Origin of the sequence: Peptoniphilus sp. oral taxon 836 str. F0141 (assembly GCF_000179335.1) — a bacterium.
Classification (GTDB): domain Bacteria; phylum Bacillota; class Clostridia; order Tissierellales; family Peptoniphilaceae; genus Peptoniphilus_A; species Peptoniphilus_A lacrimalis.
This window is the reverse complement of the sequence record NZ_AEAA01000144.1, coordinates 1-21,286: the sequence shown is the minus strand read 5'-3', so window position 1 is coordinate 21,286 and position 21,286 is coordinate 1. Positions and strand designations below refer to the sequence as shown.

24 protein-coding genes and 1 pseudogene are annotated in these 21,286 nt (G+C 29.1%); all 25 read left to right on the top strand.

Annotation, left to right across the window (positions count from 1 at the left end):
- Positions 1-180: 180 nt before the first annotated feature.
- The gene (prfB, locus tag HMPREF9131_RS08020; protein WP_004824047.1) at positions 181-1,293 is read left to right on the top strand and encodes a peptide chain release factor 2; all 1,113 of its coding nucleotides are present in this window, start codon (positions 181-183) and stop codon (positions 1,291-1,293) included.
- 3 nt (positions 1,294-1,296) lie between these two features.
- On the top strand, positions 1,297-1,998 hold the full coding sequence (gene pyrF, locus HMPREF9131_RS08015; protein ID WP_009346376.1) for an orotidine-5'-phosphate decarboxylase: 702 nt from the start codon (positions 1,297-1,299) through the stop codon (positions 1,996-1,998).
- A gap of 2 nt (positions 1,999-2,000) precedes the next feature.
- Positions 2,001-2,627 (top strand): orotate phosphoribosyltransferase, encoded by a 627-nt coding sequence (gene pyrE / locus HMPREF9131_RS08010; RefSeq protein WP_009346396.1) that lies wholly within the window; start codon positions 2,001-2,003, stop codon positions 2,625-2,627.
- 302 nt (positions 2,628-2,929) lie between these two features.
- The gene (locus HMPREF9131_RS08005; RefSeq protein WP_009346370.1) at positions 2,930-3,763 is read left to right on the top strand and encodes an energy-coupling factor transporter ATPase; all 834 of its coding nucleotides are present in this window, start codon (positions 2,930-2,932) and stop codon (positions 3,761-3,763) included.
- Entirely contained in the window at positions 3,751-4,614 is an 864-nt protein-coding gene (locus HMPREF9131_RS08000) for an energy-coupling factor transporter ATPase (protein WP_009346361.1), read from the top strand. The genes HMPREF9131_RS08005 and HMPREF9131_RS08000 overlap by 13 nt, the downstream gene beginning before the upstream one ends.
- Entirely contained in the window at positions 4,607-5,404 is a 798-nt protein-coding gene (locus tag HMPREF9131_RS07995) for an energy-coupling factor transporter transmembrane protein EcfT (protein WP_009346362.1), read from the top strand. Before HMPREF9131_RS08000 ends, HMPREF9131_RS07995 begins: the two co-directional genes overlap by 8 nt.
- The gene (truA, locus tag HMPREF9131_RS07990; RefSeq protein WP_009346366.1) at positions 5,401-6,132 is read left to right on the top strand and encodes a tRNA pseudouridine(38-40) synthase TruA; all 732 of its coding nucleotides are present in this window, start codon (positions 5,401-5,403) and stop codon (positions 6,130-6,132) included. Before HMPREF9131_RS07995 ends, truA begins: the two co-directional genes overlap by 4 nt.
- Before the next feature lie 80 nt (positions 6,133-6,212).
- Entirely contained in the window at positions 6,213-7,157 is a 945-nt protein-coding gene (locus HMPREF9131_RS07985; protein WP_009346383.1) for an aromatic acid exporter family protein, read from the top strand.
- Between the two features lie 243 nt (positions 7,158-7,400).
- The gene (locus tag HMPREF9131_RS07980) at positions 7,401-8,798 is read left to right on the top strand and encodes a sodium:alanine symporter family protein (protein WP_009346392.1); all 1,398 of its coding nucleotides are present in this window, start codon (positions 7,401-7,403) and stop codon (positions 8,796-8,798) included.
- A gap of 108 nt (positions 8,799-8,906) precedes the next feature.
- A complete protein-coding gene (locus HMPREF9131_RS07975; protein WP_009346378.1) occupies positions 8,907-10,301 on the top strand; it encodes a sodium:alanine symporter family protein in 1,395 nt (464 codons plus the stop codon).
- 106 nt (positions 10,302-10,407) lie between these two features.
- The gene (locus tag HMPREF9131_RS07970; protein ID WP_009346385.1) at positions 10,408-10,791 is read left to right on the top strand and encodes an Asp23/Gls24 family envelope stress response protein; all 384 of its coding nucleotides are present in this window, start codon (positions 10,408-10,410) and stop codon (positions 10,789-10,791) included.
- A 4-nt stretch (positions 10,792-10,795) separates the two neighbouring features.
- Positions 10,796-11,215 (top strand): transcription antitermination factor NusB, encoded by a 420-nt coding sequence (nusB, locus tag HMPREF9131_RS07965; RefSeq protein ID WP_004824118.1) that lies wholly within the window; start codon positions 10,796-10,798, stop codon positions 11,213-11,215.
- The gene (xseA, locus tag HMPREF9131_RS07960; protein WP_009346360.1) at positions 11,196-12,800 is read left to right on the top strand and encodes an exodeoxyribonuclease VII large subunit; all 1,605 of its coding nucleotides are present in this window, start codon (positions 11,196-11,198) and stop codon (positions 12,798-12,800) included. Before nusB ends, xseA begins: the two co-directional genes overlap by 20 nt.
- On the top strand, positions 12,784-12,990 hold the full coding sequence (gene xseB, locus HMPREF9131_RS07955) for an exodeoxyribonuclease VII small subunit (RefSeq protein ID WP_009346367.1): 207 nt from the start codon (positions 12,784-12,786) through the stop codon (positions 12,988-12,990). The genes xseA and xseB overlap by 17 nt, the downstream gene beginning before the upstream one ends.
- A gap of 1 nt (position 12,991) precedes the next feature.
- Positions 12,992-13,861, top strand: coding sequence for a polyprenyl synthetase family protein (locus HMPREF9131_RS07950; RefSeq protein WP_009346374.1), 870 nt, complete (start codon positions 12,992-12,994; stop codon positions 13,859-13,861).
- Complete coding sequence (locus HMPREF9131_RS07945; protein ID WP_009346365.1) at positions 13,861-14,661, top strand: TlyA family RNA methyltransferase; 801 nt, start codon at positions 13,861-13,863, stop codon at positions 14,659-14,661. Before HMPREF9131_RS07950 ends, HMPREF9131_RS07945 begins: the two co-directional genes overlap by 1 nt.
- A gap of 9 nt (positions 14,662-14,670) precedes the next feature.
- Positions 14,671-16,338: a DNA repair protein RecN gene (gene recN, locus HMPREF9131_RS07940; RefSeq protein ID WP_009346358.1), complete on the top strand. Its 1,668-nt coding sequence runs from the start codon at positions 14,671-14,673 to the stop codon at positions 16,336-16,338.
- Positions 16,338-16,871, top strand: a complete 534-nt coding sequence (locus HMPREF9131_RS07935) for an NUDIX hydrolase (RefSeq protein WP_009346355.1) — start codon at positions 16,338-16,340, stop codon at positions 16,869-16,871. Before recN ends, HMPREF9131_RS07935 begins: the two co-directional genes overlap by 1 nt.
- Positions 16,872-16,873: 2 nt before the next feature.
- Positions 16,874-17,701: a purine-nucleoside phosphorylase gene (locus HMPREF9131_RS07930; protein WP_009346364.1), complete on the top strand. Its 828-nt coding sequence runs from the start codon at positions 16,874-16,876 to the stop codon at positions 17,699-17,701.
- Positions 17,676-18,320, top strand: coding sequence for a site-2 protease family protein (locus HMPREF9131_RS07925; protein ID WP_009346386.1), 645 nt, complete (start codon positions 17,676-17,678; stop codon positions 18,318-18,320). Before HMPREF9131_RS07930 ends, HMPREF9131_RS07925 begins: the two co-directional genes overlap by 26 nt.
- Positions 18,299-19,021 (top strand): ScpA family protein, encoded by a 723-nt coding sequence (locus HMPREF9131_RS07920; protein ID WP_009346382.1) that lies wholly within the window; start codon positions 18,299-18,301, stop codon positions 19,019-19,021. The genes HMPREF9131_RS07925 and HMPREF9131_RS07920 overlap by 22 nt, the downstream gene beginning before the upstream one ends.
- Positions 19,014-19,535: an SMC-Scp complex subunit ScpB gene (gene scpB / locus HMPREF9131_RS07915; RefSeq protein WP_004824111.1), complete on the top strand. Its 522-nt coding sequence runs from the start codon at positions 19,014-19,016 to the stop codon at positions 19,533-19,535. Before HMPREF9131_RS07920 ends, scpB begins: the two co-directional genes overlap by 8 nt.
- A complete protein-coding gene (locus HMPREF9131_RS07910) occupies positions 19,535-20,242 on the top strand; it encodes a pseudouridine synthase (RefSeq protein ID WP_004824097.1) in 708 nt (235 codons plus the stop codon). Before scpB ends, HMPREF9131_RS07910 begins: the two co-directional genes overlap by 1 nt.
- Complete coding sequence (locus HMPREF9131_RS07905) at positions 20,239-20,748, top strand: class I SAM-dependent methyltransferase (RefSeq protein ID WP_009346352.1); 510 nt, start codon at positions 20,239-20,241, stop codon at positions 20,746-20,748. Before HMPREF9131_RS07910 ends, HMPREF9131_RS07905 begins: the two co-directional genes overlap by 4 nt.
- 36 nt (positions 20,749-20,784) lie before the next feature.
- Positions 20,785-21,286 (top strand): annotated as a pseudogene (locus HMPREF9131_RS07900) (NAD(P)/FAD-dependent oxidoreductase); the annotation flags it as partial.

Genomic DNA, 21,286 nt, shown 5'->3' with positions numbered 1-21,286 from the left:
AATTTTATAAATTTTATTTTTACTTTAAAGCATTTAGTATTACTAAGTGTTTATTTTTATATTTTGTAATATAAAAATATTAAAAAAGCCTCTTTAAGTGTAGTTTGTACATATTCCTTAATTTTTATATTTTATATATTAAGTCCTTATATGTTATAATAAAAAAGATAAGGAGGATTTATGGAGCAAAATATTTATTTAGATAAAGAAAAACTTGAAAATGCAATTTCAAGCCTTGATGAACTTGCTTTATCTTTAGACGTAAATGGCTTAAGAGATAAAATTAAAGAACTTAATAAAAAACAAATGGAACAGAATTTTTGGGATGACAACGAAAAAGCCCAAAAAATCATTAAAGAACTCAACTCTTACCAAAGAAAAGTTAATCCTTATGATGAAATTTCAGACCTTATAGAAGATGCCAATGATATTTTACTGCTTATGGAAATGGAAGATGATTATTCTTCTTATGATGAGTTTAAGAAGTTAATTTTAAATATAGAGAAAAAAGTTTCTGAATATAAATTAGAAACCCTATTAAATGGTGAATTTGATGAAAATGATGCAATTTTATCTATTCATGCGGGTGCTGGTGGCACTGAAGCTCAAGACTGGGCATCAATGCTTTTAAGAATGTATGTAAGATATGCTACTAACAAGGGATTTAAGGTAGAAACTTTAGATATTTTAAAAGAAGATGAGGCGGGAATAAAATCAGTTACTTTAAAAATATCAGGTGAACATGCCTATGGTTTTTTAAAGGGAGAAAAAGGAGTTCACAGACTTGTAAGGATTTCTCCTTTTGATGCAAATAAAAGACGACATACTTCATTTTCATCTGTAGATGTATTCCCAGATATTGATGGCGATATTGATATAGAAATAAAGGATGAGGACTTAAAGATTGATACTTATAGATCAAGTGGTGCAGGTGGTCAACACGTTAACACAACTGATTCTGCTGTAAGGATCACTCATATTCCTACAGGTATAGTTGTTCAATGTCAAAATGAAAGAAGTCAAATTCAAAATAGAGAAAGAGCTATGCAAACTTTAAAGGCTAAGCTTCTTGCCTTGGCTGAAGAAGAAAGAAAAGAAAAAATTGATGACCTTCAAGGTAACTATTCACAGATTGCTTGGGGTTCTCAAATAAGGTCTTATGTTTTTCAACCATACACTCTTGTTAAAGACCACAGAACTAACTGTGAAGTTGGAGATGTTAATAAAGTTATGGACGGGGACTTAGATCCCTTTATTAATGCTTATCTGCAATCTAATGCTACTAAGGAGTAAAAATTGAAAGATTTAATAATTGCTATGGATTTTCCATCCAAAGAAAAAGCTGATGAATTCCTTATTAATTTTAAGGGACAAAAATTATTTTTAAAAATTGGTATGGAACTTTTTTATAAGGAAGGTCCTCAAATAGTTAAAGAATATAAGAAATTAGGTCATAAAATTTTCTTGGATTTAAAATTACACGATATACCAAATACAGTTAAATCAGCTACTAAATCTCTTATTGATTTAGATGTAGATATGATAAATTTTCATATTTCAGGTGGATTCAATATGTTAAAAGAAGCAAATGAGGTAATTATAAATTCAAATAAAAATATTATTGCCTTGGGAGTTACTATGCTCACTTCTAATGATGAAAATATTATGCATAAGGAAATAAAAATTGACAATAATTTATCTTTAAACGATGTAATTTTATCTTATGCTAATTTAGCGAAAAATGCAGGTTTACAAGGTATTGTTTGCTCAGCTTTAGAAGTTCCAAAAATTAAGGAAAATTTGGGAGATAATTTTGTAACAGTTACACCAGGAATAAGACCCAAGTCTTCTCAAAGTGATGATCAAAAAAGGGTAGTGAGTCCAAGTGATGCAAGAAATTTGGGAAGTGATTATATAGTTGTCGGTAGACCTATCACTAAGTCAGAAAATCCTCTAGATGCTTATAGAAAAATAAAAAAAGAATTTTTAGGAGAGTAAAATTGAAAGAAATAGCTAAAATACTTCTAGATATAAATGCCGTTACTTTAAGTCCACAAAAGCCATATACCTGGGCTAGTGGAATAAAAAGTCCAATCTATTGTGACAACAGGTTAATTTTTTCTTATCCTAAAGAAAGAACTATTGTTGAGAATTCATTAGTTGAACTAATTAGAGAAAAATTTCCTCAAACTGAATATATCATGGGTACAGCAAGTGCTGGCATAGGTCATGCTGCTATTGTCAGTGATATAATGAAATTACCCATGGGATATGTAAGATCTAAAGGAAAGGACCACGGTAAGAAAAATCAAATTGAGGGTAATATAGTTAAGGGAGCAAAAACTCTTGTTATTGAGGATTTATTTTCTACGGGTAAGTCTTCAATAGATGCGGCTTTAGCCTTAAAAGAAAGTGGATTTGATGTTATAGGAATTGTTTCGATTTTCACCTATAATTTAAAATCCTGCCAAGAAAATTTTCAAAATTATAATTTGAAAAAGTCTTCTCTTACTGATTACGATGAGTTATTATCTATTGCACTTGAAAGAGCATATATAAAGGAAGAAGATTTAAAGAAATTACAAAAATTTAAAATCAATCCAAGCGATCCATCTTGGATGGATTAAGTGTTAAAAAAGAAATTATTAAATATTATAATTGTAAAATTTTTAATAGTGATTTCTTTAATAAAGATTCAGCGCAAGTAGCTAGAGAATTACCGGGTAAATATCTTAAAAGAAATTATGCCGGTAATTTTTTCTTGCGAGTGTATTGGTATTGATTAAGCCAGGGAGGCAAGGGACTATCCCTACAGACTTTATATAGATAATCCTTATGTTTCTAAAAATTGTAAACAAAATTTTAAAATATGTAGATAATTAATAACTTTTATTTTATAATAAGACCCAGAGTATAGAAAGGAACAAACATGATAGAAATTAAGGACTTGTATTTCTCTTATGAGAATGAGGGAGAAAATAAAAATCCAAGAAATGTAATAAATGGTGTTAATCTTAATATAAAAGAGGGAGAATTTGTTGCTTTATTAGGACATAACGGCTCAGGAAAATCTACTTTAGCTAAACTTATTAATGCACTTTTTATTCCTAAAAAAGGTCAAGTGCTTGTAGATGGTTTTGATACAAAAGATGATAAATCTGTATGGGATATCAGGTCTAGAGCTGGAATGGTATTTCAAAACCCCGATAATCAATTAGTTGCAACTGTAGTTGAAGATGATGTCGCTTTTGGACCAGAAAATTTAGGAATTGAATCTTCTGAAATAAGAAAAAGAGTAGACAAGGCACTAGAATCAGTCAATATGGAAGATTTCAAAAAAAATTCACCTCACTTGCTTTCGGGTGGTCAAAAACAAAGAGTAGCAATTGCTGGAATTTTGGCAATGAGTCCCACTTATATAATTTTAGACGAACCTACAGCCATGCTTGACCCAAGTGGCAGAAAAGAAGTTATGGACACAGTCTTAAAGTTAAATAAAGAGCAGGGAAAAACTATAATTTTAATCACTCACTATATGGATGAAGCAGCTATGGCAGATAGGTTGATTATTATGGAAGAGGGAAGCATAATTCTTCAAGGCAAGCCTAGAGAAGTATTTTCTCATGTAGATGAGATTAAAAAAATTGGTCTTGATGTGCCACAGGTCACTGAATTGGCTTTTGATTTAAAAAAGCAAGGATTTAATATTAGAAATGATGTTTTAACAGTAGAGGAGTTAGTGGAACAAGTATGTCATTTATAGAAGTTAGAAATTTACAACATTTATATTCACCTAATACTCCTTTTGAAAAGCTAGCAATTGATGATATAAATCTTGATATAGAATTAGGGGAGTTTATAGGCTTAATCGGTCATACGGGTTCAGGTAAATCTACTTTTATTCAACATCTCAATGGTTTATTAATGCCCTCAAGAGGTTCTATTAAAGTTGATGATATAACTATTACAAGTAAATCTCAAAATCTTACTGATTTGAGGAGAAAAATTGGATTAGTTTTTCAATATCCTGAATATCAACTTTTTGAAGAAACGGTAGTTAAAGATATTGAATTTGGTCCTCGAAATTTGGGACTTGATGATGCTGAGATTGACAAAAGAGTAAGGAAAGCTATGAATTCCGTTGGTCTAGATTATGAAAAATATAAAAATAGATCACCTTTTGAGCTTTCAGGAGGTTTAAAAAGAAGAGTAGCTATAGCTGGAGTTCTTTCTATGCAACCAAAGGTATTGATTTTAGACGAACCAACAGCAGGTCTTGACCCTAGAGGACGTGATGAAATTTTAGAGGAAATTAAGAATATTCATGCCCAAGGAAATATAACTATTATTTTAGTATCTCATTCTATGGAAGATGTGGCAAAAATTGCAACAAGATTAATAGTTATGGACAAGGGACATGTTTTGATGGATGATGTGCCTAGAAAAATTTTCACACGAGAAGAAGAGTTAAAAAAAGCTGGATTGGGAATACCTCAAATAACCTCATTTATGAGATCTCTTAAAAGAAAGGGACTTGACGTAAATACTGATTGCATAACCGTTGAAGAAGCTAATATTGCTTTAGTAGAATATTTAAGGAGTAAAGATGTTTAAAGATATAACAATAGGACAATATTTTCCAGGAGAAAGTATAGTTCACAGATTTGACCCTAGATTAAAAATCATTACAATGATTTTCTTTATAATTTCATTATTTTTTATAAATACATTTATTCCTTATATATTTGTTGCTATATATTTATTCATAATTATAAAAATTGGAAATTTGCCTTTAAAAGTAGTATTAAAGGGTTTAAAACCATTGAGATGGATTTTATTAATTACTTTTGTTATTAATATATTCTTTTTACCTGGCGAACCCTTATTTAAATTAGGTTTTCTAACAATATCTAAGGAAGGCTTAAAAACAGCTTGTTTAATGGCAATAAGGCTTATGTTTTTGGTATTGGGTACAAGTTTACTAACTTATACAACTTCTCCAATTGAACTTACAGATGGTATAGAAGCTCTCTTAAAACCAATGAAGAAGATAGGTGTGCCAAGTCATGAAATTGCAATGATGATGACAATTGCTCTTAGATTTATACCAACTCTAATTGAAGAAACTGACAAGATTATGAAGGCTCAAATGGCAAGAGGTGCAGATTTTGAGTCTGGAAATATTATAAAGAGATCTAAAAATTTAGTTCCTTTACTTGTGCCTTTATTTGTAAATTCTTTCAGGCGTGCAGATGAACTTGCAACAGCCATGGAATCAAGATGTTACAGAGGTGGAGTAGGAAGAACTAAAATGAAAGTTTTAGTTTTAGAAAAATATGATTATGCAATTTTCTTAGGGAATATTGTGTTTTTCCTAATTTTAATTCTTGCAGCAAGATTATGAATATATTAATAAAAGTTACCTATGATGGAACTAATTATCATGGTTACCAAATACAAAATAAATTGAAAACCATAGAAGGTGAACTTTCTAAAGCTATAAATGACACCTTAAAAAAGGAAACAAAAATTTATTCTGCAGGTAGGACTGATAGGGGAGTTCATGCCCTAGGTCAATACGTCAATTTTTATACTGACACGACAATTGATCTTGGAAACTTACCAAGAGTAATAAATTTTCACCTGCCTGATGATATATCTGTAATATCTGCCAAAGAAGTTCCCTTTGATTTTCACGCAAGATTTTCTGCTAGAGAAAAAATCTACAGGTATGTGGTTTATAATAATAAATACAGAAATGCAATATATCACAATAGAGCTTATCAATATCCATTCTCTTTAGACTTATCTTTGATGAATGAATCTTTTAAGTATTTAATAGGTCAAAAAGATTTTAAGTCTTTCATGGGCAGGGATGCGATTGTTAAGGATACAATAAGAACTATATACTCTATAAAAGTAAAAAAAGACAATAAGTTTATTTATTTTGATTTTCAAGGTAAATCTTTTTTAAAAAATATGATAAGGATAATAATGGGGACTGCCATTGAAATTGGCAGGGGTAAAAAAGATCCAATTTTCATGAAAGAAGTTCTAGAGAAACAAAATAGAAAATATGCAGGTCCAACAGCTCCATCCTGCGGACTATACCTAATGAATATATTATACTAATATCCTAAAATTAAATTTTGAAGATAATTTTAGGATATTTTTTTTTAATTTAGGATATATTTATAGTAAGGAGTGGATTTATGAATAAGATAGTGCTTATCAGAACTTTAAAAACTGCCTTTGCAGCATTATTTTCAATTATCTTGGCACAAGAAATAGGACTTGAATATTCAGCAGCTGCTGGAATTATTGCCATATTAAATGTTTTTGCGACTAGAAAAGAAACCCTTATAGGTGGTTTAAAAAGAACTTTATCTGCCGCAATTGCATTAACAATCTCTGCTATATGTTTTGAAGTTTTTGCTTATAATACGTGGGTATTTGCCTTATATTTATTACTTTTCGTACCAGTTTCATTTTTGTTGAAATTAGAACTTGGCATAGGTCCGTCAAGTGTTCTTGTTACACATTTATTAGCACATGGACATATAGATGCTCAAATAATAACGAATGAAATTGCTCTTATGGTTATAGGGACTTCATTTGCTATTTTAACAAATATATATGCACCAAGTGAAAGAAAAAGGTTAAACAAACTTATTAAAGATATTGATGAACAAATGAAATTTATTTTAAATTTATTTGGAAGAGTATTAACAGAAGAGTTAAATATTAGATTTTATGACCAGCATTTTCAAAGATTAAAATTAGATATAGAAGAGGCTATAAAAATAGCAAGCATAGAAAGAGATAATATAGTAATTGGATCCTTGGAGATTTTATTAAAGTTAAAGCTCAGAAATGATCAAGCTTTTATCTTGTCAGATATGTATAATAATATTTTAGACATTCCACCTGAATTTAAGGAGGGAAATATAATGAGCCATGTGCTTAAAACTACATCTATCCAATTAACAGAATCTGATGCAATAAAAGAGATTAGAAAAAATATTAAAACAATAAAGGAAAATATGGAAAATTTATCTTTTTCTGAAGATTATGATACTCTAATTATTAGAAGTGCTTTAATGCAGATTATAAAGGATTTAGACAGATTTACAGAGATTTCAAAGGATATTTTTTAAGTATATTAGCCAATGTTATTTAAATAACTTGGCTTTTTTTAAAAATATCTTTTATTATTATTTTAATTATGCTATAATAATTAAAAAATAAGACATATTATCTCGCTTTGTTAGATAAAATATAATAAAGTAAAGTAAATGTTTAATTTTCACTCAATATTATTACTCAATAACATTATTTTATTTTTAATTTTGTAAAAAATTTTGTTAGTGTAATAATTGCATAATTAGGGGGTGCAATTAATGTTAGAGAAGCTCAATGGCTTTGTAAATGGAATTGTATGGGGATGGCCTATGCTGATTCTCTTAGTTGGATGTGGAATAATATTATCTTTTAAGTTGCGTTTTATTCAACTGAGAAAATTCAATTTCACAATGAAAAATACCATGTTTAAGGTATTTAGGAAAGATACAAGTGCAAAAAAAGGAGAGCTCACTGCATTTCAAGCAGTATCAACTGCCTTAGCAGCAACTGTTGGAACAGGAAACATAGCCGGTGTAGCCTTAGCTATTGCAACTGGAGGTCCAGGAGCTGTATTTTGGATGTGGATATCTGCATTCTTTGGAATGTGTACTAAATTTGCAGAAGTAATCTTAGCCGTTACCTATAGAGAAAAACACTCTAACGGAGAATATTCTGGCGGACCTATGTATTATATTAAAAATGGTCTGAAAATGAATTGGCTTGCTATATTATTTGCTTTTTTTGGTGCATTTGCTTCCTTTGGTATAGGAAACATGACACAAGCAAATGCAATTTCTCAAGCTATGTCTACAACATTTCATATTGATACCAAGATTACAGGTATTATTCTTGTAATATTAACAGGAATTGTTGTTATTGGTGGTATCAAAAGGATAGCACTTGTCACTGAAAGATTAGTTCCTTTCATGTCTATTTTTTACATTATTGGTGGTTTAATAATTTTAATACTTGAAGCTAACAAAGTGCCTTCAGCCATTTGCCTTATTTTTAATTCTGCTTTTAATCCAAAGGCTGCTTTTGGTGGGGCAGTAGGTACTTCACTTAAACTGACAATGAAGATGGGTATTGCTAGAGGTGTATTTACAAATGAAGCTGGTCTAGGTTCTGCTCCAATTGCCCATGCGGCTTCAAACACAGACCATCCAGTTAGACAAGGATTGTGGGGAATATTTGAAGTATTTACCGATACAATTTTAGTATGTTCAATAACAGCTTTAACGATAATGACATCAGGGCTTTGGAACAGTGGTCTTGAAGGAGCAGATTTAACTGCTGCTGCATTTGAAAGTGGTTTTACAGGTGGAAGATATATTGTTTCTATCGGTTTATTGTTATTTGCTTTTTCAACAATTTTAGGTTGGGCATATTATGGAGAAAAGTGTTTTACATTTTTAGTTGGTTCTAAAATAGGTAAGTACTATAAATATTTATATGTGCCGACTTGTTATTTAGGAGCTACTGGAAGTTTACAATTATTGTGGAATATTTCAGATACTTTAAATGGTCTTATGGCTATTCCAAACTTAGTAGGACTAATTTTATTATCTAAGGTAGTAGTTATATTAACTAAAGATTTCTTTAAAAATCCGGATTATATTCGCAATAATCCAAGTGAATATCTTGACATATTGCCTGAAAAATATAAAATATCATAGACTTATAAAAGCCTTAAAAAATATCCATTTTTTTAAGTGGATATTTTTTATGGGCAAATTTTTAAAATTACAATCGAAAAATATAAAAAAATAAAGGGAGATTAGAAGATGTTAGACACAATTAATAATTTTTTAAGCAGCATAGTATGGGGTTGGCCCATGATCATACTTTTAGTAGGTTGTGGAGTATTTCTCACTATAAAATTGAATTTTATTCAAATAAGAAAGTTTAATTTTACAATGAAAAATACTTTGCTAAAAGTATTTGTTAAGGATAATGATAAAAAAGAGGGAGATATAACTGCTTTTCAAGCGGTATCAACTGCCTTAGCGGCAACTGTTGGAACTGGAAATATTTCTGGAGTTTCACTTGCTATAGCTACTGGAGGACCAGGTGCTATTTTTTGGATGTGGTTTTCTGCAATATTCGGTATGTGCACTAAATTTTCAGAAGTGGTTTTAGCTGTTACCTACAGGGAAGTTAATTCTAAGGGTCAATATTCTGGTGGACCCATGTATTATATTAAAAATGGTCTAAAAAATAAGTGGCTTGCCTGTGCCTTTGCTTTATTTGCAGCATGCACATCCTTTGGTACTGGAAATATGACTCAATCTAATGCAATTTCTCAAACTTTGCATACAACTTTTAATGTAAACGAAAAATTAACTGGTATTGTTTTGGTTTTGATTATAGGAATTGTTGTCATAGGTGGTATTCAAAGAATTTCTCAAGTTACTGAAAAACTCGTACCCTTCATGTCACTGTTTTATATTTTAGGTGGAATTATTATTTTAATTATAGAAGCTGATAAAATTCCCGCTGCCTTTTCCTTAATTTTTAGGTCTGCTTTTTCACCAAAAGCTGCTTTTGGTGGGGCAATTGGTGTTGGTTTAAAAGAAACTGTAAAAATGGGTATTGCAAGGGGTCTTTTCACAAATGAAGCAGGGCTGGGTTCAGCTCCAATAGCTCACGCAGCATCAAATACTGACCACCCGGCAAGGCAAGGATTATGGGGAATTTTTGAAGTTTTTACAGTAACAATTGTTGTTTGTTCAATTACTGCTTTAACAATTATTGTTTCAGGACTTTGGGATAGTGGACTTCAAGGTGTAGATTTGACAGCAGCCGCCTTTGAAAGTGGATTTACAGGTGGGAAATATATTGTTTCAATTGGTCTTGTTTTATTTGCTTTTTCAACAATTTTAGGTTGGGCTTTTTATGGAGAGAAATGTTTTTCATTTCTAGTTGGTGAAAAAATTGGCAAATATTACAAATATGCTTATGTATTAACTTGTTATTTAGGAGCTACAGGAAGTCTTCAAATAATTTGGAATTTATCTGATACTCTAAATGGTTTGATGGCACTACCAAACTTAATTGGATTAATAATGCTTTCAAAAGTTGTTTTACTTATGACAAAAGATTTCTTTAAAGATCCCTATTATATAAGAAAATCTCCAGAAGAATATTTAAACATTCTTCCAGAAAAATATAAATTTTAATATGAATTTTTTATACCCTCTTATGCAGGGTATTTTTTATTGAAAGGTCTAAAATTGATATTGATAAGCAAATTTGATATAATATAGAAAAAATGGAGGTGGGCTTATGGACAATAAATATCTAATTGATGAAAGCTCCGTTGAAGGAAATGTAAAGATTTCTGATCAAGTAATTGCAACAATAGCATCTGTTGCAGCTGAAAAAGTTGACGGTGTTGTTAAAATGCAATCAAATTTAAAATCACAAGTTTCTGATATTTTTTCTGCAAAAAACCTTAATAAAGGGGCCAAAGTTAATTTGGGAGAAAAAGAAGCTCTTGTTGATATATATGTGACCGTAGAATATGGAAAAAAAATTGTAGATATATGCAAGGAAGTTCAAAGAGTTGTTAAACAAGCGATTGAAAATATGACTGATCTTTCAGTTGTTGAAGTAAATGTTCATGTTTCAGGAATTGCTGTAGAAAAAGAGGAGAAATTAAGGGCGTAACATAATGGGAAGAAAAAACGCTAGAGTAGGGGCAATGCAGTTACTCTATTCAATGGAATTAAATAAAGATTTTTCACAAGAAAACATAGAAAAATTTTTCGAAAATTATGATTTTTCAGAAAGTGAACAAAGTTATATAAATAGTGTGATTTCTGAACTTGTCAATAATCTTGATTCTGTTGATAAGGTTTTGTCTGATAATTTACAGGGTTGGACTATACCAAGACTAGCTACAGTTGATAGGGAAATATTGAGAGTTGCCATATTTGAATTTTTATACAGAAAAGATATTCCAGTTGAGGTTTCCATAAACGAGGCTGTCGAAATTGCTAAAAAATATTCTTCGGAAGAATCGCCAAAGTTTGTAAATGGTATATTAGCTTCTATACTTAAAAACTTAAAAGATGAAAGCGATAAAAGTTAAGGAATTAAATTCCTACCTAAAAAAAATTGTATCTATGGATTTTCTTCTTTCAAATATTGCGGTGGAAGGAGAAATTTCTAATTTTAAGGCACATGAAAATGGCAATCTATATTTTTCATTAAAAGACGATTTTAGCCGTATAAATGCAATTATTTTCTATAAAAACGCTATAAATTTAGATTTTAAAATGGAAGATGGGTTAAAAATTATTGCTAAAGGGTCTGTAAATTATTATGAAAAAGATTCGCAGATAACCTTATATATTAGTGAAATTATTAGCCATTCATCAGGAAATTTATATGCTGAATTTGTAAGATTAAAGAAAAAACTTTCAAAGGAAGGACTTTTTGATCCAGGGCATAAACTTAAGATTCCAACTTTTCCTAAAACCATTGGGATAATTACATCAGCTTCTGGAGCTGCTGTTAAAGATATTGTAAATATGCTAAAAATGAGAAATAATTTAGCTAATATTATTATTTTTCCGTCTTTGGTTCAAGGTGATGATGCTCCTAGTGACTTAATAGAAGGTATTAAATATTTCAATGATAGAGAAGATATTGATTTAATAATTTTAGGAAGAGGGGGAGGCAGTTTTGAAGACCTCTTCTGTTTTAATGATGAAAACCTTGCAAAAGCTATTTATAATTCAAATATACCAATAATTTCTGCTGTGGGTCATGAAGTTGATTATTCTATTTCAGATTTTGTAGCTGATATGAGAGCAGCAACTCCTACAAAAGCCGCTGAAATTGCTATAATTAGTAAAAAAGAGCTTAGTGAAAATTTAAAAAGCAATTATGAACTTTTGAACAGTTCGCTTAATAAAATTATTTTTGATATGAGAGAAAAGCTTGCTAATTATGGGAATTTGCTGAGGATTTTTTGCCCCTTAAAGGATATATTGGTCAATAAAGATAATTTAAAAGATAGGTTTAATAGATTAAATATTTCACTAAAATCTTCAGTTTTTAATAATCAGAAGATATTAGAATATGGAGTGAAATCCATAAAATCTTATGATTTTAAAATTGAAGAGAGAAAAGTTTACTTAGAAGATAAAAAATTGACCTTAGTTAGCGGTTTAAGTCAAAAAATAAATATTGAAACCAATAAACTTAATTACTACTATAAGCTACTTAACTATAATATGTTCCAACTTCTTAGGTCAAATTCTATAAGTTTGAAAAATTTTAAATATTATTTGAAAACTTATAAAGTAAGTGATGAGATTTTGAAAAAAAATTTATATTTACACGCTTTAGAATCACGACTTAAGGTTATGGATTTTAAAACAGACTTTAGATATAAGAAAGATTATCTATATAACAAAAAATATATTTTAAATAATCTCACTTTAAATATAATCAAAAATGAAAGAAATAAGTTAAATACTTTAATTTATAATTTAAACACCTTATACAATGATATTAATAAGGTTAAAGTTTATCTAAAAGATGGAAGTTTATTAAAAGACATAAGGCAGATTAATGAGGGAGATTTTTTAAATATTCATTTAAAAAATGGAGTAGCTAAGGCTCAAATTAAAGATATTGAGGGGAAAAATTATGCAAAGAGATTATGAAAGTTCATTAAAAGAACTTGAATCTATTATTAAAGATTTGGAATCTAAGGATATCAGTTTAGAAGAATCTATAAAAAAATATGAAAGAGGAATTGAACTATACAGATACTTAGATAATGTTCTTAAAGAATATGAAGGTAAGGTAAAAACCATAATTAAAGAGAATAAAGACGTATTAGAAGGCGATTGATATGAAAAATTTAGAAGAATTAAATACAATAATTGGAGAGCTTGATTCTTATTTAAGTAATACTTTTACTTATGTAGATGATTCATTAGCAAAAATTTACGAATCTATGAAATATTCTTTATTTTCTGGTGGTAAAAGGATTAGACCCCTTCTTTGTATGATTACTTATAATGAACTAGCTGAAAATCCAACTTTAGATAAGATTTTGCCCTTTGCAGCAACCCTTGAAATGATTCATACTTATTCTCTTATTCATGATGATCTACCAGCGATGGATGATGATGATTTGAGAAGAGATAAACCAACTAATCACAAAGTATATTCTGAGGCCGTGGCCATTTTAGCTGGTGACGGTCTTCTAAATATGTCTATGGAAGTTATAAGTAAGTACATGGAAAGTCTTGACGATATTGATGAATTAAAGAAGTGTATAAAAGCTTTAAAGTTTATTTATAATTCTTCCGGAGTTTTGGGTATGATTGGTGGGCAACTGCTTGATATTGATTACTTAAATGAACAATACAATGAAGAACTTTGCGAGGATATGTATAGTTTAAAAACGGCAGCTCTTTTGAAAGCTTCAATTGTCACAGGTGCTATAATGGCAGGGTGTGATGGTGAAATTATAACTAAATTAAAGGAATTTGGTCAATATATTGGACTTGCATATCAGTATAAAGATGACCTATTAGATATGAATAAAGATTTAAAGAATGGACAAAAAACAATGCTTGATTTCTATTCTGCCGAAGAAATAGAGAATGAAATTAAATCTCTTACTAACAAAGGCCTTGAAAGCATAAAAGATATTGAATTTAAAGATGATATTTTAAAGGATTTTTGCCTTGCATTAATTAAGAGGGAATATTAATGTCAAAGATCAGAGCAGACCTATTAATAGTTGAAAAAGGGCTGGTTTCTTCAAGAGAAAAAGCTAAAAGGATCATTATGGAGGGCAAAGCTTTTGTAGGTACTAATAGGATTGATAAAGCAGGTCAACTTTTAGAACCTGACAGTAATATCCACATTAAAAAAGACTCAATTGAATTTGTTTCAAGAGGCGGATATAAATTGAAGAAGATGATTCAAAAGCACCATATAGATTTAAAAGATAAGATATGTATGGACATTGGTTCTTCTACGGGCGGTTTTACTGACTGTATGTTACAAAATGGAAGTAAAAAAGTATATGCAATTGATGTGGGATATAATCAACTCGATTATAAAATTAGGATTGATAAAAGAGTTGTAGTCATGGAAAGAACTAATATAAGATTTTTAGATAGAGAAAAAATCATGGATAATATTGATTTTATCTCCATAGACGTTTCTTTTATATCTTTAGAGCTCGTTCTTCCTAAAGCTGTGGAATTAGCTGGAGAAAAGTGTCAATTTGTAGCTCTAATAAAACCTCAATTTGAAGCAGGTAAAGACAAGGTTGGTAAGGGTGGAATAATAAGAGATTCTAAAGTTCATTTGCAAGTACTAGAAAAAATATATGAATTTGTAAAATCTTTAAATTTAAGTATAAGGGATATATCTTATTCTCCTATTACTGGTACAGAAGGAAATATTGAGTTTTTAATATATATGGACAATTATAGTGAAGACAATAAGAGTTTTGATTTAAAAGCTATTGTAAATGAAGCAAAGGTAAAACTTACGAAATAAAGGTGTTTTATGTTATTGGAATTAAATATTGAAAATTATGCAATAATTGAAGATATGAAGATAAATTTCCAAAAAGGTTTAAATGTTATTACTGGTGAAACAGGTAGTGGTAAATCCATAATTATTGATGCCTTAGGTATGGTTTTAGGAGGACGTGCAAATAAAGATGTAATAAAAGCTGGCAAAGATTTTTGCCATATTGAGGCAATATTTACTACATATGATAAAGATATAAAAGATCTGCTTGAAAGTATGGGTATTGAAGTTGATGATTATCTTATTATAACAAAAGACATAAGCAAAAATGGTCCAAGTATTACAAGGATAAATAACAGGGTTATAACAAGTTCTAATCTTTTAAAAATAATTCCAAAAATTATTGATGTTTTTGCTCAACATGAGTCAATATCTCTAATGAATCATGATAATCAAAGGAATTTATTAGATGATTTTTGTGACAATAAACACAAAGAGAATCTGCTATTATTAAGAAATCTTGTACATGAAATTAATGAATTAAAAAAAGATTACGAAAATAAGCTTGATTCTTCAACTAATAAAGATAGGGAAATTGACATTTTAAATTATCAGATAAATGAGATAAATGAGGCAAACTTAACTTCTTATGATGATAAAGAGCTTGAAGAAGATTATTTAAAACTAAATAATGTAACAAGTACTGCTGAAGCTCTATCAAAAACTATAAATATTTTAAAATCAAATTATGAGGGTTTTAATGTGGAAGATGGTTTAGACAGTGCTATAGGAGAAGTTAATTCTATATTAAAATATAATAACGAGCTTAAAGATGATTATGATGAGCTAGAAGATGTGAGGTTTAGATTAAAAGAATTAATTAATAGCATAGAATCTTACATGAATAATTTGAATTTTGACGGACAAAAATTACATGAGCTTGAAAGTAGACTTGACCTTGTAAACAGACTTAAAAGTAAATATGGTAAAAGTATAGATGAAATAGATATATTTCTTGAAAGTACCCAAAAAAGATTGGATTTTTTGTTAAATTCAGAAAAAAATTTAGAACAATTAAAAAAGATAATTCAAGAAAAGGAAGAAAAAGCCTTATATCTTGCACAAAATATATCACAAGCAAGAGGAAAGCTTGCTGAAGATTTAAGAAAAAAAATTTCTAATGAATTAGAGGAATTAAATATAAAAAATGCAAAATTTAAAGTTTCGTTAAGTCCAAAAAAATTATCATATGATGGAATTGATAATGTGGAATTTCTCATATCCTCTAACTTAGGAGAAGAATATAAGCCCATTTCTAAAATAGCTTCAGGCGGTGAAATGTCTAGAATTATGTTAGCATTCAAGTCCATTATTGCAAACAAGGACAATATAGAAACTTTGATATTTGATGAAATTGATACTGGTATAAGTGGTAAAACTGCTCAAATTGTTGGCAACAAAATAAAAAAACTTTCTAAAGATAGACAGGTTATTGTAATAAGCCATTTGCCACAAATAATATCATTAGCAAATTGTCATTTGTTAATAGAAAAAGAAATTAAAAATAAAAAGACAATATCAAAAATAAAAATGCTTAATCAAGATGAGAGAGTAATGGAACTTGCAAGATTAGTTGGGGGAATAAATATAACAGATGCTGCAATAAATGCAGCAAAAGAAATGTTAGGAGTGAAACATTGATGAGTCAGATTGAGCGTACTATGAGTTCCCAAAGTATTTACGAAGGTAGAATTCTTAATTTACGAGTTGACACAGTAGAAATGGAAGGGAAAAAATATACAAAAAGAGAGATTGTTGAACATGATCCTGCTGTCTGTATATTAGCTCTTACTGATGAGGGCAAAATCTTAATGGTAAGGCAATTTAGAAAGCCTGTAGACCAAGAACTTTTTGAGTTACCAGCCGGACTTGTTGAGGTTGATGAAGAACCTGTCAAGGCGGCTTTAAGAGAATTAGAAGAAGAAACTGGATACTATGCCAAAAAATGTGAATATATTGGTGAATTTTTTACATCTCCAGGATTTTGTAATGAAAAAATATATTTATTTTTAGCTGAAGATTTAGAAAAAAAAGAACAAAAATTAGATGATTTTGAAAATATTGCTGTAGAAGAAATTACTTTAGATGAGGCTTTAAAGCAGATTAAATTTGGAGATATTGTCGATGCTAAGACGATGATTGGTTTATTAATGTACAAAAATTTAAGAGGTTAATTATGGATAAAAATGTAATGGATGCAGTTGATGCAATAAAAAGTAAAATTGATACCGATGCTGATATAGCAATAATATTAGGTTCAGGTTTGGGTAATTTTGCTGATTTAATTGAAGACAAAACTGAAATTCCCTATAAAGAAATAAAAGGATTTGCTAGTTCAACTGTTAAGGGTCATGAAGGAAAACTTATTTTTGGGAAAATTCTTTCTAGGAATATTATAGCTATGAAAGGCAGAATACATTATTATGAAGGAATGGGCATGGATAAGGTTGTTTTTCCAACAAAGGTTTTAAAGGGACTGGGAATAAAAAATCTTATCGTTACAAATGCTAGTGGCGGAGTAAATAAATCTTTTAAAGCATCTGATTTGATGCTTATTAATGATCATATTAATTTCGCTGGAATTAATCCCTTAGTTGGACCAAACGATGACAATGACGGTCCTAGATTTCCTGACATGACTTATACTTATGACAAAAATTTACAAGAGATAGCAAAAAATTGTGCAAATAAATTAAATATTGATTTAAAATCTGGCGTATATATGTATTTCACAGGTCCCACATATGAAACTCCTGCAGAAGTTAGGATGGCAAGAGTTATGGGGGCAGATGCAGTCGGAATGAGTACAGTTCCTGAAGTTATTGTAGCTAGACATTTAGGATTAAAGGTTTTGGGAATTTCTTGTATAACTAATATGGCTTCTGGAATATTGGATAGACCATTAAATCATAAAGAAGTAATGGAATCTGCTAAAAAAGTAGAAACAAACTTTCAAGAACTTGTAAAGAATATAATTAATGAAATTCCAAATTTCAAACATTAATTTTAGCTCTATAATCATTAATATATTAGCGTTAATGATAGTAATTATACCTCATGAAATAAGTCACGGTTATGTTGCTTATTGGTGTGGAGATAACACGGCAAAATACGATGGTAGGTTATCCCTAAATCCTTTAAAGCACATAGACCCAATTGGTCTTATTTGTATGGTGGTTTTAAGATTTGGTTGGGCTAAACCTGTCCCAATCAATACTTCAAATTTCACAAAAAATAAGAGATTATCCACTTTTCTTGTTTCAATAGCTGGAGTTTGTATGAATCTTTTAATGGGTTTAATTGCAGGGATTTTTCTCGTTTATGTTTATTACAAAAATCTTTTTATTAGACCTTTACTTGAAGCTATCTTTTGGTATTCTATTATGTTAGGAGTTTTTAATTTTCTTCCCTTGCCACCTCTTGATGGTTCAAAAGTTTTATTGAGTTTTCTACCCTATAAGTATCATCATTATTTTTATAAATACGAAAAATATTTTTATCTGATACTTGTTGTTTTACTTTTTAATGGGACTGTTTCAAAAGTAATTGGTCCTATTATAGATTTTATTATGGAAGAGATTTTAAAATTAGGTGTTATTATATGGAATATAATATTGTTTTAGAAAGATATCAAGGTCCAATGGATTTATTATTGGACTTAATAAGAAAAAATGAGATAGATATTTATGATATTCCTATATTTGAAATAACCGAACAATTTTTAGATTATATGGAAAAAGCAAATAAAATTAATCTAGAACTCACATCTGATTTTATTTTAATGGCATCAACTTTATTAGAAATTAAGTCAAAAATGCTTCTTCCTAAAATTAAATTTGATGCTGATGAAGAAGAAGATGAAGAAGATGCTAGGAAAGAGCTTGTAGAAAAATTGTTGGAATATGAAAAATATCAACAACTTTCGGGATTATTAAAGAAAAATGAGGAGTATGAAACTCGTGCTTTTTATAGAAAGAAAAGTGAGATGCCTGATTTTTCTGATAAAGATTTGCTTAAAGATTTAAAAGTAAATGATCTTTCTAAAGCCTTCATGAATATTTTAATAAGAAATAAAAATAAAGTCGTTAAAAGCATTTATAGAGAAAATTTTTCCGTTGAAACAGCTATAAATGTTTTAAAATCAAGACTCTTAATAAATAATAAATTTTATTTCACAAAATTATTAGAGGATTATCCTTCAAGAGAGGAGCTAATTAGCTTATTTTTGGGACTTTTAGAATTAATCAGAAATGGAATTTTATCTGCTAAGCAAACTGAGAATTTTACTGATATTTTTATTGAATTAAGGAATTTAGATGAATAAGGATAAATTGAAATCTATAATTGAATCTTTACTTTTTTTATGGGGTGATCCCATTTCAATTAAGGATATAGAGAAATGTCTAAAAGTTGATAAGAAAGATTTAAAAATGGTATTAGACCAGATGAAAAGTGAATATGAAATTGAATCTAGTGGTTTAAGATTAATAGAGGTTAATGAATCCTACCAATTATCAACAAAACCGGAAAATTTTGACTTTATAAAAGATTTTGTCAGAGAATCTGCAGAGAAAAATTTAACTAAGCCGTCCTTAGAAACTTTATCTATTATTGCCTATAAACAACCTGTAACTAAAATGGAAATTGAAGATATCAGAGGAGTAAATTGCGATTCAACAATTAAAGGACTTTTAGATAGCTCTTTAATTGAAATTTCAGGTACACTTGATAGAATTGGACATCCAAATCTTTATGTTACGACTGATTTTTTCTTAAAAAAATTTGGCATAAAAAATTTAGAAGAATTACCAAGTCTTGAAGACTTAAGGAGAGACTAATGAGATTGCAAAAATTTATGGCTCATGCTGGAGCTGCTTCAAGAAGAAAATCTGAAGAACTTATAAAAGAAGGCAGAGTAAAGGTAAATAATAATATAGTTACTGAGATGGGACTTGAAGTTGACCCAAATAAAGATAGGGTATATCTCGATGGTAAAAGACTTAACCTAGAGAATGAAAATATTTATATAATTTTAAATAAACCTATTGGAGTTGTAACTACAAGTTCAGATGAAAAAGGCAGGATAAATGTTGTTGATTTAGTGGATGAAACTAAAAGAGTTTATCCAGTTGGAAGGCTCGATATAGATACTACTGGACTTGTTTTATTAACTAATGATGGGACTCTTGCAAATATTTTGATGCATCCAAAAAACAATATATATAAAACTTATATTGCAACAGTTGAAGGTAAACCTAATGCAAGAGAGCTTAATCTTTTGAGAAATGGGCTAAGTTTAAGAGATTTAAAAACCTCAAAAGCTAAAGTAAAAATTCTAAAAAATTTTGATAAGGATTCAATTATTGAGATAAGTATTCACGAAGGAAAAAATCATCAGGTAAAAAGAATGTTTTCTTATATAGGTCATGAAGTAAAAAAACTAAAGAGAATTTCGATTGGAAAAATTGAATTAGGTAATTTGGAAATTGGAAATTATAGATATTTAAATAATGAAGAAGTTAAATATTTAAAGGCATTAAAATGATAGCAAAAGAAAAGTATTACGAAATTGTAGATAAAATTTTAAAAAATGATTTTAAAGGTAAATCAGCAGTAGATGCTACCATGGGTATGGGTAATGATACTGAAAAACTTTTAAAAGTTGTAGGTGAAAAGGGAAAAGTTTTTGCTTTTGATGTACAAGACCAGTCGATAAATTATTGTAAGGAAAAATTCAAAAATATAAGTAATTTAGAAATATTAAAAATAAGTCATGAGTTTATTGACATATTAGAAAATTTTGACTTGGCAATTTATAATTTGGGTTATCTACCAGGTTCTGATAAAAGTGTTACAACAATGGCTATGTCTACTGTTATTTCCTTAATGAAAGCTACACAATTAATTAATAAGGGTGGAATCATTATTGTTGTTTCATACTTGGGACATGAAAATTCACAAGAAGAAAGGGATTCTTTGGAAAAATTTTTAAAATCATTAGATCAAAAAAAGTTTATTGTTGAAAAAAAGAGAATTTTTCAATCAAATTAATAATCCACCTATAGTCTATGTTTTGGAGAAAAAATAATGAAAATAGCAGTAATAGGAGCAGGACCTTCTGGGATGATGGCAGCTTTTGCAGCAGCTTCAAATCATGATGTTACTATTTTTGAAAAAAATGAAAAACTTGGTAAAAAATTATATATAACAGGAAAAGGAAGATGCAATTTGACAAATAATGTCGATGCGTCTGATTTTTTTAAAAATGTTATTTCTAATAAAAAATTTGTATATTCATCAATCTATTCTCTTGACCCTTTTATGACCATGGATCTTTTTAACTCTTATGGTTTACAATTAAAAGTCGAAAGAGGTAATAGGGTTTTTCCAATGTCTGATAAAGCCTCTGATGTTATAAAAACTTATGAAAAAATGTTAAAAGATAGAAATGTAAAAATTTTCTTAAACACTTTATGCAAAACCATAGATAAAAAGATAAATTTATTATTAATGGTAAGTATAGTTTTGATAAAGTTATTATAGCTACTGGTGGAATATCTTATAAGAAACTGGTTCAACAGGTGATGGA

Excerpts from the sequence above, each read along its gene's own strand:
- scpB (WP_004824111.1), top strand. The coding sequence starts at position 19,014 with ATGAATAAGGATAAATTGAAATCTATAATTGAATCTTTACTTTTTTTA.
- prfB (WP_004824047.1), top strand. The coding sequence starts at position 181 with ATGGAGCAAAATATTTATTTAGATAAAGAAAAACTTGAAAATGCAATT.
- xseA (WP_009346360.1), top strand. The coding sequence starts at position 11,196 with ATGAAAGCGATAAAAGTTAAGGAATTAAATTCCTACCTAAAAAAAATT.
- HMPREF9131_RS07945 (WP_009346365.1), top strand. The coding sequence starts at position 13,861 with ATGTCAAAGATCAGAGCAGACCTATTAATAGTTGAAAAAGGGCTGGTT.
- HMPREF9131_RS07950 (WP_009346374.1), top strand. The coding sequence starts at position 12,992 with ATGAAAAATTTAGAAGAATTAAATACAATAATTGGAGAGCTTGATTCT.
- HMPREF9131_RS07910 (WP_004824097.1), top strand. The coding sequence starts at position 19,535 with ATGAGATTGCAAAAATTTATGGCTCATGCTGGAGCTGCTTCAAGAAGA.
- HMPREF9131_RS07905 (WP_009346352.1), top strand. The coding sequence starts at position 20,239 with ATGATAGCAAAAGAAAAGTATTACGAAATTGTAGATAAAATTTTAAAA.
- HMPREF9131_RS07975 (WP_009346378.1), top strand. The coding sequence starts at position 8,907 with ATGTTAGACACAATTAATAATTTTTTAAGCAGCATAGTATGGGGTTGG.
- nusB (WP_004824118.1), top strand. The coding sequence starts at position 10,796 with ATGGGAAGAAAAAACGCTAGAGTAGGGGCAATGCAGTTACTCTATTCA.
- HMPREF9131_RS07970 (WP_009346385.1), top strand. The coding sequence starts at position 10,408 with ATGGACAATAAATATCTAATTGATGAAAGCTCCGTTGAAGGAAATGTA.
- truA (WP_009346366.1), top strand. The coding sequence starts at position 5,401 with ATGAATATATTAATAAAAGTTACCTATGATGGAACTAATTATCATGGT.
- HMPREF9131_RS07925 (WP_009346386.1), top strand. The coding sequence starts at position 17,676 with ATGAAATTCCAAATTTCAAACATTAATTTTAGCTCTATAATCATTAAT.
- HMPREF9131_RS08000 (WP_009346361.1), top strand. The coding sequence starts at position 3,751 with ATGTCATTTATAGAAGTTAGAAATTTACAACATTTATATTCACCTAAT.
- HMPREF9131_RS07995 (WP_009346362.1), top strand. The coding sequence starts at position 4,607 with ATGTTTAAAGATATAACAATAGGACAATATTTTCCAGGAGAAAGTATA.
- HMPREF9131_RS07930 (WP_009346364.1), top strand. The coding sequence starts at position 16,874 with ATGGATAAAAATGTAATGGATGCAGTTGATGCAATAAAAAGTAAAATT.
- recN (WP_009346358.1), top strand. The coding sequence starts at position 14,671 with ATGTTATTGGAATTAAATATTGAAAATTATGCAATAATTGAAGATATG.
- HMPREF9131_RS07980 (WP_009346392.1), top strand. The coding sequence starts at position 7,401 with ATGTTAGAGAAGCTCAATGGCTTTGTAAATGGAATTGTATGGGGATGG.
- HMPREF9131_RS07935 (WP_009346355.1), top strand. The coding sequence starts at position 16,338 with ATGAGTCAGATTGAGCGTACTATGAGTTCCCAAAGTATTTACGAAGGT.
- HMPREF9131_RS07920 (WP_009346382.1), top strand. The coding sequence starts at position 18,299 with ATGGAATATAATATTGTTTTAGAAAGATATCAAGGTCCAATGGATTTA.
- xseB (WP_009346367.1), top strand. The coding sequence starts at position 12,784 with ATGCAAAGAGATTATGAAAGTTCATTAAAAGAACTTGAATCTATTATT.
- HMPREF9131_RS08005 (WP_009346370.1), top strand. The coding sequence starts at position 2,930 with ATGATAGAAATTAAGGACTTGTATTTCTCTTATGAGAATGAGGGAGAA.
- HMPREF9131_RS07985 (WP_009346383.1), top strand. The coding sequence starts at position 6,213 with ATGAATAAGATAGTGCTTATCAGAACTTTAAAAACTGCCTTTGCAGCA.